The organism is Desulfosarcina alkanivorans (assembly GCF_009688945.1).
Lineage (GTDB): Bacteria > Desulfobacterota > Desulfobacteria > Desulfobacterales > Desulfosarcinaceae > Desulfosarcina > Desulfosarcina alkanivorans.
Map to the genome: position 1 here is coordinate 5,670,285 of NZ_AP021874.1, position 14,106 is coordinate 5,684,390.

Consider the following 14,106-nt stretch of genomic DNA (forward strand, 5'->3'; position numbering starts at 1 on the left):
AATGGAGCTGCAGCAGTTGTGGCTATGTTTGGGGCAAAGCCTGAGGGAAAAAAGAACTGCTGTCGTGTCAGGCTCACTGTTTTTACTTTCAGAATTCGTAATTGCAGACTACTGATACGTTTGCGAGTGACAGGCCGAGGGTGGGAGATCGAACCCGCCTGCGATAGCTCGTGGAAGCTGCGCTATTCTGTAACTTGGAAACTTGCCAGTCATCTATTTATTTACTCCTTTTTTTAAATCGAGACATTGGTCCCCTTCCCATATTTGATTGGAAACTGATTCCAATGAAAGCCGGAAGGGTGTTCTTGATAGCGAATTATAGTGAGATGTTTAAAGGACTTGACATGCGTGCAAACAGCCATCGTGGTCAGTCCACCGGCGAAGAAATCGCCAACAGCATCAGTCACGGCGCAGGGCTAATCGGCGCGCTGGTCGGAACGCCATTTCTGGTCATGCATGCAGCAAGGCACGGAGATACCGGATTCATAGTCGGTACGAGTATTTTCGCCGCGTCCATGATTCTTCTTTATCTGGCCTCAGCGCTCTACCATGCGTGGCCAATAGGCAAAGCCAAACGCTGTTTTCGGATCATCGAGCATTCCGCGATCTTTATCCTTATCGCCGGCACGTACACGCCTTTAACCCTTGGCATACTCCGCGGTCCATTGGGCTGGACGCTCTTCGGTGTCATTTGGGGTCTGGCCATAGCCGGGGTCGTGCTGAAGGCATTCTATAAAACCGACCATCCCATAATCTCCACCTGCCTTTATCTGTTGATGGGGTGGCTTGTGGTGATTGCTGTCAAACCGTTACTTGACCGCATGCCAACTGCGGGTTTGTATTTGTTGATTGCGGGAGGACTGTCCTACACCGCTGGGGTCGCCTTTTTCGCAACCGACTCGCGGATACCCTACGGCCACCTGATCTGGCATCTATTCGTAATTGCGGGCACCACATGTCATTACTTTGTAGTCCTAAATTATGCTGCATAGACTTCAATTCCGCCTAATATATGGTCAAATATGACCAATGGTTATATGTGACCTGAAACGCTAAGCATGTTCTTCCCTCACAGCTGAAGCCTTCCAATCATATTTCTTCATTAAATCAACTTGATGCGAAAAAGAAACGAGCAGGAATGATTCGGCATGAACTTTGAGATAGCCAATCCATTAATGGATGCTTCCGGTGGTTGGAAGCAATAATCCACATATACTAAATGGTGTGATGCCCTAAACAAACAAGCATCGATGAAGCTGATCGGCTCTTTTACTAGGAGGTAAGTTATGACTGAATGGAATCAACCCCAAGGGGGATCCAAACCGACGTTGGATGACGTGCTGGAAAAAATCCTACAGCAGTTTAAAAGATTCAAAGGCGGTCCGGTCTTCATTCTTGTCGCCGGTCTGGTGGTGGTGGTCTTATGGACTGCATGGTTCACCGTTCAGCCGGAGGAGACGGGGATTGTACAGCGCTTTGGCAAGGTCATGCGCACGGCCGGCCCAGGACTGCACTTCAAATTGCCCTATGGCATCGAAAAGGTCCGTCTGCTGCCTACGGCTCGGGTGCTTAAAGAAGAGTTTGGGTTTCGGACGGTATCGGTTTCCACCGTTCCCGGTGAAAAGACCCGTTATGATACGCGAGGTGAATATAAGGACGAGTCGTTGATGCTTACCGGCGACTTAAATGTCATCGATGTTCAATGGATCATCCAATACCGCATCGAAGATCCGATCCGCTATCTGTTCCAGGTCCGCGACACATCGAAAACCATCCGCGATACCACTGAGGCGGTTATGCGCCGCGCGGTCGGCAACCGTCTGGGCAGCGATGTACTGACCACCGGACGGGTGGCCGTGGCCAGTGAAGCCAAAAACGAAATCCAGAAAATCCTGACAACCTATGAGTCCGGCGTGCGACTGGTTACCGTGGAACTTCAGGATGTGACTCCGCCGGATACGGTTAAACCGGCTTTCAATGAAGTCAACGAATCGCGCCAGGACAAAGAGCGAACGATCAATAAAGCCCAGGAACAGGCCAACCGGGAAATCCCCAAAGCTCGAGGGGTGGCTACGCAAAGCATCAGCGAGGCCGAAGGTTACGCACTGGAACGCGTGAACCGGGCCCAAGGAGAGGCCACCCGTTTTGAGGCCATATTAGGACAATATCAGCAGGCGCCGCAGGTCACGCGCCGGCGGCTGTATCTGGAGGCCATGACCGGTTTCCTGTCAGACATGAAAGGGCTCTATATCGTGGATAAGGACCAGAAGGCCATGGTGCCCTGGCTCCCATTGGAATCCAGTGGGCAACTATCAGCACAAGGGAGGCAGCCATGAAGTTTACCTTGAAAGCAGTAATCATTGCGATAGCGGTGGTGATCGTTATCGCACTCTATGGCGGTCTATATACATTGGAAGAGGGTCTGCAGGCCATTGTCGTGCAGTTTGGCCGACCTGTTGGGGAACCGGTAACCCAGGCGGGGCTGCATATGAAACTGCCTTTTGTGCAGGAGGTCCGGCGATTCGAAAAGCGTCTACTGGTCTGGGATGGCGATCCGAACCAGGTTCCCACCAAGGGGCGCGAGTTCATCTGGGTGGACACCACCGCCCGATGGCGGATTGCCGACGCGAAAAAATTTCTGGAGAATGTGGCCAGTGAAGAAGGTGCCCAGTCGCGCTTGAACGATATTCTCGATTCGGTGGTGCGCGACCAGGTGTCGAGCAGTGAACTCGTGGAACTCGTGCGCAGCGCATCGTGGGAAGTGCCTGAGGGCGAGGCCCTGAAGGAGATCCCAAAGGAGCGCGAAGAGGAGCTTAAAAGGGAGATTGCCCGCGGCAGGGAGGAGATCACCCGAACGATACTGACTGAAGCACGAAAGATCATCCCGCAATATGGCATCGAATTGGTGGATGTCCGCATCAAGCGTCTGGATTACGTGGAAAGTGTCCGTGAAAAGGTCTATGAACGCATGATCTCCGAGCGCAAACGGATCGCTGCGCAGTTCCGCTCCGAAGGTGAGGGACGCAGTGCCGAGATCCTCGGTACAATGGAAAAAGAGCTGCGCCAGATCCGCTCCACCGCTTACCGCCGGGTGCAGGAGGTCCAGGGCGAAGCCGACGCTGAGGCAACGCAAATCTATGGCCAAGCCTACAATAAAAATGCAGAATTCTATGCTTTTTTGCGCACCCTTGAAAGCTACAAGGAAAAGACTAATAAGAACTCCGTTTTGATTCTCACCACAGACAGTGATTTCTATCAATATATCAAGCAGGCGAGCCCCGGGAAAGGGCGGGTTCGATGAATGCCGATCCGTTGACTTTGTTCACTCCCCGGGAGACGAGATGTTACCGGGAAAAATCCAACAAATAGATAAGAGAGGTAGTATTCATGAAACAGGAAACTCAAAGTAAAATGAAGTATGGAAGCTGGGGGCTTGTGATTGGAGCCGCCATCGCGATGATCATCGGTTTCGGGTGGGGTGGCTGGTCTACCGCATCGGCTACCCAAGAGATAACCGAAAAAGCGATTCTGGAAGGCCGGACGGCGATTTGCGTGGCCCAATTCATGGCGGATTCCCGCAAAGCGGACAATCTTGTGGAATTTGAAAAGATCGACAGCTGGAAAAGACATGAGTTGGTTTCAAAGGGCGGTTGGGACAAAATGCCTGGGCAGGAAGAGGCAGGTTATGGCGTCGCTCGAGCTTGTGCCGCTGGAATTGAACTGCTTTTGAAAAAATGAGCCCGTCTGTGAAAAGAAGATGCAACCATTGTATCCGCCGGCTAATAGATTTTTGCCGAATTCCATGCCGGGTCGGGCAAAAAACGGTCGAAAGGACGCATCATGTCAGAATACTTAGAATCCAAGAATATCGAACAATTAATGGCCGAGGCCGATGAACTGGTCAAGCGGATTGATGCCGATGCCATTAAAAGCATGGAAGAGGAGCATCGCCTGCAGGTTGAAATACACGCGCAACACTTGAAAATGATCAAATCCGCGGTTCAGGACAAAATCGAAAAGAAAGGTTCATCCAAAAAAGACCACGGCGCCGAAGGCATGCACGAGGCGATCCAGGAAATTACCAAGGCCATGGGAGCGTTGAAAAAATACATCTCCGGTGATTGAGCATGCGCCGTTAAATTACAGACGAGAAAATGGAAATGGCATCCAATTCAAACAAAGATCCCATCGCTAATCTTACGGATAAGCTAAGAGACCTCTTTGGTTTCGGCGATCATCCGAAAAATAAGGACACGTTGCCGCCCAAGAGGCGTTTCAACATCTGGTATTTCCTGTTGGCCGTACTCTTTTTTTCTTATCTGCAGCCTTTCTTGTTTTCTGAAAAAGTGGAAACGATCCCGTACAGTAGGTTCAAACAAGCCATCGCCGACGGAACCGTGGGCAAATTGATCATCGGGCCTGAAACTATTACCGGAACGCTAAAGGGTTCCACCGGTCAAGCGTTCAAGACCATTCGGGTCGACGATCCAGGTCTGGCGAAGGAACTGGACGAACGCAAAATCAGTTATTCCGGACGATACGAAAACAAATTTCTGAGCAGCCTTCTCTCCTGGGTTCTCCCTTTGGGCTTTTTTTTCCTGATCTGGCGCTTTGCCATGAAGAAGATGGGGACGGGGATGGGTGTGATGTCTTTCAGCAAGAGCAAAGCCAAGATTTTCGCCGAGAGCGAGACCAAGGTCACGTTCGCCGATGCCGCCGGCATCGATGAGGCCAAAGAAGAGCTCCAGGAGGTGGTCGAATTTTTAAGCACCCCGGAAAAGTCCCAGAAACTGGGGGGCCGGATACCCAAAGGAGTGCTGCTGGTTGGCCCGCCGGGAACCGGTAAGACCCTTTTGGCTCGAGCGGTGGCCGGGGAGGCCAAAGTGCCTTTCTTTTCCATCAGCGGGTCCGAGTTTGTGGAGATGTTTGTCGGTGTAGGGGCGGCCCGCGTCCGTGATCTCTTCTCTCAGGCCGCGGCTCAGGCACCCTGTATCATCTTCATCGATGAACTGGATGGCTTAGGCAAAGCGCGGGGGATGAACGTGATGGGCGGCCATGACGAACGCGAGCAGACACTTAACCAGCTTCTGGTGGAGATGGATGGGTTCGAAACAAATAAAGGGGTCATCATCATGGCCGCCACCAACCGGCCGGAAATTCTCGATCCGGCGTTGCTGCGGCCAGGCCGGTTTGACCGGCAGGTGCTGGTGGACCGGCCGGACATCAATGGACGCGAAGCCATCTTGAAAATCCACTCCAAGAATGTGGTCTTGGGTCCCGAAGTCGACCTGCGACTGATCGCCGGCAGAACCCCTGGATTTGTGGGTGCGGACTTGGCCAACATCATCAATGAAGCTGCGCTTCTAGCGGCCAGGAACAATAAAGAAATCGTCGAACTGACAGATTTCGACGAGGCCATTGACCGGGTGGTGGCAGGTCTTCAGAAGAAAAATCGGGTGATGAACCCCAAGGAGAAGGAAATTGTCGCCTTCCATGAGTCCGGACATGCAATTGTGGCCGAGTCTGTCGAGCATGCCGATCCGGTGCATAAAATTTCGATCATCCCCCGCGGGATCGCGGCGCTTGGGTACACCCAGCAGCAGCCCACCGAGGACCGTTATCTGATGACCCGCGCGGAACTGCTGGACCGGTTGGCCGTCCTCCTCGGCGGTCGCGTGGCCGAGGAACTTGTTTTTGACGAAATTTCCACCGGGGCCCAGAACGATCTGCAGCGGGCGACGGACATTGCCCGCTCCATGGTTGCGGAATATGGCATGAGCGATCGCTTAGGACTGGTGAGCTATGAGCGCCCGCGCCAGGCGATGTTTCTCCCGGAAAGCATTTCTTCCGCTAAACAATACAGTGAAGCCAAAGGCGCCCAGATCGATGACGAGGTCTTTCGGTTTGTCGATGAAGCCCATCAGCGCGTGCGCAAAATCCTATCGGAACGGCGAATCATTCTCGATGATCTAGCCCGTCTCCTCTCGCAGAACGAAAGTGTGCAGGGAGATGAACTCAGGCAGATGTTGTCGGTCGCCACACCCGGAACGGTAACAGTACCGCCCATTGATCTGCCCGAAGACATTAACGGGAAAACAGATCAGGAAAATGTCATCTAATCAAAACCAATGCAACAGTTAGTCATCATCGTCCTGTACCCCGGTCTGTCCGGCCGATGCTGACCTGAACGGTACCGTTAAACGTATCCGAAGTTTCAAATCTCCGGACGATATTAGATCCAAAAGGTTCGCGCTGCGCACAGAACAACCAACAACCCTGGTGGCCCGAATGTCACGCATGATTCCAAACAACCAGATTACCCTGTTACAAAATGGCGAGGCTTATTTCCCGGCGATCGAAGCGGCACTGGATCGGGCGATGCATGAAATCTTTATAGAAACCTATATCTTCGAAAACGACAATACCGGCCGACGCATCTCCGAAGCACTCAAGCGGGCGGCCTTGCGTGGCGTAACAACCTGCGTGCTGATCGATGGATTTGGCTCGATCGGTTTTCCGAAAACCATGGTCGATGACCTTGAGGCGGCCGGCGTAAGGGTGCTGAAGTTCCGGCCCAAGACATCCCCCTGGACGTTGCGGCGCCGGCGGTTGCGTCGCTTGCACCGCAAAATCGTGGTCGTGGACCAGACGATCGCATTTGTAGGTGGAATAAATATTAACGATCATCGGGATATAAGTAGCCAAACATCGCTGCGAGTTGACTACGCGGTGAGTATTCAAGGGCCGTTGGTAAAAGAAATTCATGATTCCGCCCGCCGGGTATGGTCGCGTGTGGCCTGGATGCGCTGGCTTCCCGACCGGGGCAGGAACGACGACAGATATAGGCCTTCAACCGAACCCACAGGCCTGATGCAGGCGGCTTTTCTGGTACGCAACAACATCCGCCACCGCCGCGACATCGAAGAAGCCTATCTGCAGGCGGTCGAGCAGGCGCAAGACGAAATTATTCTTGCCAGTGCCTATTTTTTGCCCGGATTGAATTTCCGGCGTGCGCTTACAGATGCTGCCGGGCGGGGTGTTCGGGTGGTGCTGCTGTTGCAGGGAAGGATGGATCACCCATTGCTGCATTATGCCTCGCAGGCCCTCTATGGCAGTTTTCTCGCTGCAGGGATCGAGATCCATGAATACCACAAGAGCATGATGCACGCCAAAGTCGCCGTTATCGACGAGCATTGGGCCACGGTGGGATCTTCCAATCTTGACCCTTTCAGCCTGCTGCTTGCGCTGGAAGCCAATGTGGTTGTTGACGATGAAGCCTTTGCCAAAGAATTGAAGTTCAGCCTGGAGCAGGCCATCGAGACAGGGGCACAGCGAATAGGTGAGAAAAACTGGGGAACCCAATCCATCGGACAGCGTCTGGCGAGTTGGCTGAGTTACGGCGTGGTGCGATTCATGATCGGAATTGCGGGCTATGCCCCGGGTGAACTGCCTGGCCGAGCAGTGCCGATCGATCACGCGGCATAGAAGAGAGGCGCGGTAGCGCACGTATGCAAAACCGGGATTTGTGATGAAAACCTACCAAGACATCAAATCGGCAGCGACCATCGATGCCGTCATCCATTATATTGAAGCGCTGCTTGATACTCGTTTCAAGCGTGTTAAAAAAAATCGGTACAATGCCCCATGCCCATTTCACGCTGACACCAATGCGAGTTTCATGGTGTATGTCAACAAGGATGATGAGGTCCGGTTCCATTGTTTCGGCGCCTGTAAGGGCGATTGGGACATCTATGACCTGATCATGCTGCGCAGGAACTATCGGTTCAGCAAGGCACAGCAGGTGTGGGCGGCGCATTTGGGTGTCACGGATTTCAATTTCGATGATGGCAGCAGTTCCGGTATTCCTGAACCTGACGAGACATCGGAACCCGATGAACCGGTTGGGTTTGTCGAACCGAAGCAAGGCGATGCAAAGGGGCTTGCCGCCCTGGAAAATGCCGCCGACTTTTACCATGAGCTGTTTGTCGCTAATGAAGACCGGTTCAGGACCGTTTGGGAGTATCTTGCCCGCCGGGGCGTCGGAAAAGAGACCATCGACAAGTTCACCATCGGCTACGCGCCGCCATACAGCGACGAACAATACCACGGTAGGGCACTGATAGATGGTTTCGTGCCACACTTTGTAAAGGACACTGATGCCTTCGAAGCATTCTCAAACGGGGGACTCTTCAGGTTTTTAAACGATGCGACCGTGAAGGGATACGGGTACTATTGCCGGCAGATCGATTTCAACCGCAAAAACCTGTTTTCAAGAAATTACGGCGATTTCTTCGCCGGTCGGATAGTGTTTCCCATTTATGGCGCCGACGCCGGTGTGACCGGAATGGTAGGCAGACGCCCGGGTGATAGGGGCGTTCGCTGGCTCAAACACCAGGTCAGAGAAGTCCCCCTATCCGCCAAAAGCTGGCTTTATGGCATTGAAAAGGCCGCGCCGTCCATCCGGCAGTACCGGACGATCATCCTGGTGGAGGGCCTATTTGATTATTTTGCCTTTTACAACCTGCTCCAAGACCAGGACAAAGCGGTAGTGGTTTCGACATTGGGTTCCTATCTCACCCCCGAGGCGGCGACCTTTCTCAAAGGCCTTGATATCGAAAATTATATAGTCGCCTACGACTGGGATGAACTCGGCAGAAACGGCATCGAACGGATTGCAGCCAAAACAGGCGGATGGGTCTATTACCTTGGCGGTTTGGCAGACGGCCGGGACCCTTTCGCTATGTTGAAACCGGTGGTTCATACCATCAGTGGATTTTCCCTGAAACCCATGCAGACCGATGCGCAATGAAGAAAAAGTTCTTTCGAATAGCCGAACCACTGAACCAATTATTGCGGCTTCACCCTCTACGCAATGGATCTGAATCCCATGGAATTTACAACGCTGGGGTAGTCTGTCTTTGCGCCCGGTTGCGTTCACCATACAACTATATTATTATGAATAAAACGATATTCTGGACAAGAAGCAACTGCCTAATAAAATTAAAACAATCCGGTATACGGATAACGCAAGACAAGTTAATGGGAAAAGCTTATCCGGATATTTTTGATAGCATCCTCGGTTCGATTCGGGAACCAGTGGTAGTACTTGATCCTGATCTGAAAGTGATCAAGGCCAACCCTTCCTTCTACGACACGTTCAATGTTAACCCCAAACAGACGGAAGGGGTGTTGATATATGATCTCGGCAATAGGCAATGGGACATCCCCAAACTCAAAGAATTGCTGGAAGAGATCCTCCCTCAAAACACTAAGCTCAATGATTTTGAGGTGGAGCATCACTTTGAGTCCATCGGGCGTAAGATCATGCATTTGAATGCCAGGCGAATATACACCGAAGAAAATCATACACAGCTGATTCTATTGGCCATCGAAGACGTAACCGATCGCGAATATTACAAAAGAAATCTTGAGGACATTGTTGAAAAGCGGACCGCCGAACTGAGAATAGCAAGGGAGGAAGCTTTAAACAGCAAACACGTGGCTGAAAACGCGTTAGAAAAAATAAAGTGCCTCAAAGACCAACTCGAAGCCGAGAGGGCCTATCTTCAGGAAGAGATAAAACTGGAGTTCAACCATGAGAACATTATTGGCCGAAGCAACGAAATCAAATATGTATTTTACAAAGTCGAACAGATCGCCGCCGCGGATACCAATGTTTTGGTTTTAGGCGAAACCGGAACCGGTAAAGAACTTGTGGCGCGGGCGATTCACGGATTGAGCTCAAGCAAGGATCGGGCTCTGGTGAAAATGAATTGTGCCGCACTGCCTTCGAACCTCATTGAAAGTGAGCTTTTCGGCCATGAGAAAGGCGCTTTTACCAATGCGTATTCCAGACGGTTGGGACGATTCGAGATCGCCAATGGTACAACCCTGTTTCTGGATGAAATCGGCGAGCTGCCCCTGGATTTGCAGCCCAAGCTGCTTCAGGTAATCGAGACCGGCGAATTTGAGCGCCTGGGCAGTTCAGAAACCATAAAAGTCGACGTCCGCATTATTGCCGCCACCAATCGAAATCTGGAAGCGGAAGTGCGCAAGGGAACGTTCCGGGAGGATCTTTGGTATCGGCTGAATATTTTTCCGATCACCATGCCCCCGCTCAGAGAACGCAGGGAAGACATCCCTTTGCTGGTCGATTATTTTATCGATAAAATCTCCAAGCGGTTGGGAAAATCGATCAACCTGGTTCCGGTGAATGTGATGAACACATTGCGGAACTATCATTGGCCCGGCAATATTCGCGAGCTTGAAAATGTCCTCGAGCGAGCCGTGATCAACTCATCGGGTCCCAAACTGCACTTGGTGGATGAACTGAAAAAGCCGAATAAAGATTTAACAAACACGAATCGGACCCTTGCGCACGTAGAGCGGGAGTATATTCTGCGAGTGCTTGAACAGACCCAATGGAAAGTCAGCGGAAACAACAGTGCGTCTGAAATCCTCGGCCTTGAACGCAGCACATTGCGCGCCCGCATGCGCAAACTTGATATCCACAAACCATAAATAATGGTCACATATGACCAATGGTCATATGCGGCCAATCTTATAATCTGCTTTTTTCTGCCATCTTGACCTGCTCAATCTCTATTTCCCATTAAATCAAATCAATACAGTAAATTCACGGCACATTCCAAAACCGGCATGGACTTTGAGTGTCAAGTTGACGGAATCCGTTGCATCGGATCCGAATTTCCGTCAGCGGAAAGCTATAAGGTGAAGGGATGTGCGCCCCTCTCAACACGGTTCAAACCGAAAAAGGTCGTCCTCTGATGAAAGAATTCATTGAACTCATTGCCCGTGCCCTGGTGGATCAACCCGAAGCCGTATTCGTTACCGAAATCAACGGGTCCTATACGTCAATTGTAGAGCTTCGTGTCGCCAAAGAAGACATCGGCAAAATCATCGGCAAGCGGGGTCGAACGGCAGATGCCTTGCGGACGCTTGTCAACGCCGTTTCCTCCAAGGCCAAGAAGCGTTCGCGGCTTGAAATCATCGATTAACCTGAAAACTGGCATTGCCGGGAGGTCGCCGCCATGATCGTTGTTAGAATTACCATGCACGTGCTTCCGGAAAAACAGAAGGAACTGGTCCAAACGATTCTCTCAATGGTCGAGCCCATGGAGAAGGCGGCGGGCTGTCTGAGTTACGCCCTTTTTTGCAATATGGAAGACAAAAACCTTCTGAACCTTCTCGAAGAGTGGCAGACAAGAAAAGATCTTGATCAGCATTTACAGTCCGAAATTTTCGGCGTTTTGCTGGGGACCAAGAGTCTGCTGACAGAGCCGCATGGGATCCATATCCACACGATCCATCAATCGGAGGGGATGGAAGCCGTTCTCGCCATTCGGGGAGAATAGCACGACTGCAATGCAGCAGGTCTGCCATCGTTGCTTTCGAAGAATTGACGTCCGATTGAGTGGGATCGTCAACCTAAGCAGAGAAACGTGACGACACTGATATTACCGTCTTGCAACAGACGTTATCTCATCACGCACGAGGAGAAATTCACATGGATTATTTTTGGATGATCTTAATTGGCTTGATTGCCGGATGGCTTGCCCGGCAATTTATGACCGGCAAAGCTTTTGGGGTGGTTGGAGACATCATTACCGGCATGGTTGGTGCACTGATCGGTGGTCTCCTTTTTGAAAGAACCGGTCTGTTTGCTGACAGCAGCCTGGTCGGAAGTTTGCTCATCGCAACCAGTGGCGCGATTATCTTCCTGTATGCCATAAGGGCGTTTAAAAAGGCATAGGTGGCGATCATGACATCTGTTATCAAGTATTACGAGGGAATCAACTCGGTGGCCGTAATCGGAAACTATCTGCCCCGCCAATGCGGCATCGCCACCTTTACTACGGATCTGGTCGAAGGCCTGTCAGCGGAAGCGCCCGATATAAACTGTTGGGCGGCGGCCATGAACGACAAACCCGAGGGATATCCTTATCCGGAAAAAGTACGCTTTGAGATCAACCAGAACAAATTGAGCGACTACAGCATGGCGTCTCAATTCCTCAATATCAGTCAGACGGATATTGTCTGTGTGCAGCATGAATACGGTCTTTTCGGCGGTCCCGCCGGCAGCCACCTGCTGAAACTACTGGGTGACCTGCGTATGCCGGTGGTGACGACCTTGCACACGGTGTTAAAAGACCCTCCACCGGAATACCGTGCCGTCATGGGCAAGCTGTCCGAGCTTTCCGACAAACTGGTCGTGATGAGCCATAAGGCATTCGACTTCCTCAAAGAGATATACGCGGTGCCCGAAGAGAAAGTCGTCTTTATCCATCACGGCATTCCGGACACACCATTTATCGATCCCAGCTTTAACAAAGACAAGTTCGGTGTGGAAGGCAAACAGGTGCTGCTCACCTTCGGTTTGCTTTCCCCCAATAAGGGCATTGAAAATGTATTACAGGCGCTTCCGGCGGTCATCAACAAATACCCTGATTTGGCATATATTATCCTGGGGGCAACCCATCCGCATATTTTGAAACAGCATGGGGATGCCTACCGTATCATGCTGCAGCAGCTCGTACGCGAACTCCACATTGGCGCGCATGTCATTTTTCAAAATCGTTTTGTTGAACTGAACGAGTTGTGCGAGTTTCTCGGCATTGCCGATATCTACACAACCCCTTATCTTGAAGAAGCCCAGATTACCTCCGGTACGCTTGCCTATGCCATGGGCACCGGCAAAGCCATCATTTCGACGCCGTACTGGTATGCCACCGAGATGCTTGCCGATGGCCGGGGTCGAATTGTCCCCTTCCGCGATCCAGATGCCATGGCCCAACAAATAATCGACCTTCTGGACAATGATGTCGAGCGGCACGCCATGCGCAAAAAGGCCTATACATTCACTCGTGAGGCCGTGTGGAAGGAGGTCGCCCGGAACTACCTCCAGGTGTTCAGTGATGTAAGGCAAAACCGCACCCAGAACCCGCGTCCACGGCACTCCTACGTTGAAAATATCAAGGCCATCACTAATTTTGATCTTCCGGAGATCAAGCTCGATCACCTCAAAGCCTTTACAGATGATACCGGCATCCTGCAGCATGCCAACTATACCATCCCCGATCGTACCCATGGCTACTGCACCGACGACAATGCCAGGGCGCTGCTGGTTGCCGCCATGGGTCAACGATACCGGCCGACAAACGGCTGGGGACTCGATTCACTCAGCGGCCATTATCTTGGATTTCTTCTGTATGCGTTCAATGAGGAAAAAGAACGCTTTCGCAATTTCATGACCTATTCGCGGCAGTGGACGGAAGAAATCGGTTCCGAGGATGCCCATGGCCGGGCAATCTGGAGCCTTGGCAGCGCGGTGGCTTTTCTTCAAAACCCGGGGCATCTGGCAATGAGTACGACCCTATTTAAAAAGGCCCTGCGAGCGATCGAAAATTTTCATTCGCCCCGGGCCATAGCATTCTGCCTCGTGGGTGTGCATGCCTACCTGGATAAATTCTCCGGTGACAGCGATGTGCGGAGGGTCCGGGAGATCATGGCTGTCAGGCTTTTCGATCAGTTCAAAAACCATGCAACGGACGATTGGCCATGGCTTGAGAACGCTCTGAACTATGCCAACGGCAAAATGCCCCATGCCCTGCTGCTATCCGGTCAGCGGATGCAACGCAGCGACATGGTGGATATGGGACTCGTCGCACTCAAGTGGCTGCTTGCCATCCAGACTGAAGACGGCCATTTCGTGCCAATCGGCAGCAACGGATGGTATGGACAAGGCGGCCCCAGAGCCCGTTTCGACCAGCAGCCCATCGAGGCCAGCACCATGGTCGAAGCGTGTGTGAAAGCCTTTGAGATCACGCGGGATCAATCATGGTTCGACAAAGCGGTCATGTGTTTCAATTGGTTTCTCGGGCACAACGACCTCAACCTGCCGCTCTATGATGCCAAAACCGGGGGCTGCCGGGATGGGTTGATGGCGGACGGCATCAATCAAAATGAAGGTGCCGAGTCCTCCCTGGCCTGGCTACTTGCGTTGATGGCCTTGCAGAAGCTCTACGCCGACGAGATTTTAAATCAGCCGTCGTCACAGGAACCAGACTAACGTTTTCCAATAAATAA

The 14,106-nt window shown here is 51.9% G+C and carries 13 protein-coding genes; all 13 read left to right on the forward strand.

Features of this window, described 5'->3' with window-relative positions:
• The first annotated feature begins 344 nt into the window (after nt 1-344).
• The 13 genes from trhA (at nt 345) to DSCA_RS24755 (ending at nt 14,089) form a co-directional block, all read left to right on the forward strand.
• Nucleotides 345-992: a PAQR family membrane homeostasis protein TrhA gene (trhA, locus tag DSCA_RS24695; RefSeq protein WP_155318981.1), complete on the forward strand. Its 648-nt coding sequence runs from the start codon at nt 345-347 to the stop codon at nt 990-992.
• A 294-nt stretch (nt 993-1,286) separates the two neighbouring features.
• On the forward strand, nt 1,287-2,336 hold the full coding sequence (gene hflK, locus DSCA_RS24700; RefSeq protein WP_155318982.1) for an FtsH protease activity modulator HflK: 1,050 nt from the start codon (nt 1,287-1,289) through the stop codon (nt 2,334-2,336).
• Nucleotides 2,333-3,301, forward strand: coding sequence for a protease modulator HflC (gene hflC, locus DSCA_RS24705; protein ID WP_155318983.1), 969 nt, complete (start codon nt 2,333-2,335; stop codon nt 3,299-3,301). Before hflK ends, hflC begins: the two co-directional genes overlap by 4 nt.
• Nucleotides 3,302-3,387: 86 nt before the next feature.
• Nucleotides 3,388-3,738 (forward strand): hypothetical protein, encoded by a 351-nt coding sequence (locus DSCA_RS24710; RefSeq protein WP_155318984.1) that lies wholly within the window; start codon nt 3,388-3,390, stop codon nt 3,736-3,738.
• Nucleotides 3,739-3,840: 102 nt separating this feature from the next.
• The gene (locus DSCA_RS24715; protein WP_155318985.1) at nt 3,841-4,125 is read left to right on the forward strand and encodes a hypothetical protein; all 285 of its coding nucleotides are present in this window, start codon (nt 3,841-3,843) and stop codon (nt 4,123-4,125) included.
• 206 nt (nt 4,126-4,331) lie between these two features.
• Nucleotides 4,332-6,119: an ATP-dependent zinc metalloprotease FtsH gene (gene ftsH / locus DSCA_RS24720; RefSeq protein WP_231716270.1), complete on the forward strand. Its 1,788-nt coding sequence runs from the start codon at nt 4,332-4,334 to the stop codon at nt 6,117-6,119.
• A 169-nt stretch (nt 6,120-6,288) separates the two neighbouring features.
• Nucleotides 6,289-7,485, forward strand: a complete 1,197-nt coding sequence (gene clsB, locus DSCA_RS24725; protein WP_155318987.1) for a cardiolipin synthase ClsB — start codon at nt 6,289-6,291, stop codon at nt 7,483-7,485.
• A gap of 43 nt (nt 7,486-7,528) precedes the next feature.
• On the forward strand, nt 7,529-8,809 hold the full coding sequence (locus tag DSCA_RS24730; RefSeq protein ID WP_155318988.1) for a CHC2 zinc finger domain-containing protein: 1,281 nt from the start codon (nt 7,529-7,531) through the stop codon (nt 8,807-8,809).
• Between the two features lie 230 nt (nt 8,810-9,039).
• Entirely contained in the window at nt 9,040-10,521 is a 1,482-nt protein-coding gene (locus DSCA_RS24735; RefSeq protein ID WP_155318989.1) for a sigma-54 interaction domain-containing protein, read from the forward strand.
• 266 nt (nt 10,522-10,787) lie between these two features.
• Nucleotides 10,788-11,018, forward strand: coding sequence for a KH domain-containing protein (locus tag DSCA_RS24740; RefSeq protein ID WP_155318990.1), 231 nt, complete (start codon nt 10,788-10,790; stop codon nt 11,016-11,018).
• Nucleotides 11,019-11,051: 33 nt separating this feature from the next.
• Nucleotides 11,052-11,375 carry a putative quinol monooxygenase gene (locus DSCA_RS24745; protein ID WP_155318991.1) on the forward strand — a complete coding sequence of 108 codons (324 nt, stop codon included), beginning with the start codon at nt 11,052-11,054 and terminating at the stop codon, nt 11,373-11,375.
• 152 nt (nt 11,376-11,527) lie between these two features.
• On the forward strand, nt 11,528-11,773 hold the full coding sequence (locus DSCA_RS24750; RefSeq protein ID WP_155318992.1) for a GlsB/YeaQ/YmgE family stress response membrane protein: 246 nt from the start codon (nt 11,528-11,530) through the stop codon (nt 11,771-11,773).
• A gap of 9 nt (nt 11,774-11,782) precedes the next feature.
• The gene (locus DSCA_RS24755; RefSeq protein WP_155318993.1) at nt 11,783-14,089 is read left to right on the forward strand and encodes a glycosyltransferase family 4 protein; all 2,307 of its coding nucleotides are present in this window, start codon (nt 11,783-11,785) and stop codon (nt 14,087-14,089) included.
• Nucleotides 14,090-14,106: the final 17 nt, after the last annotated feature.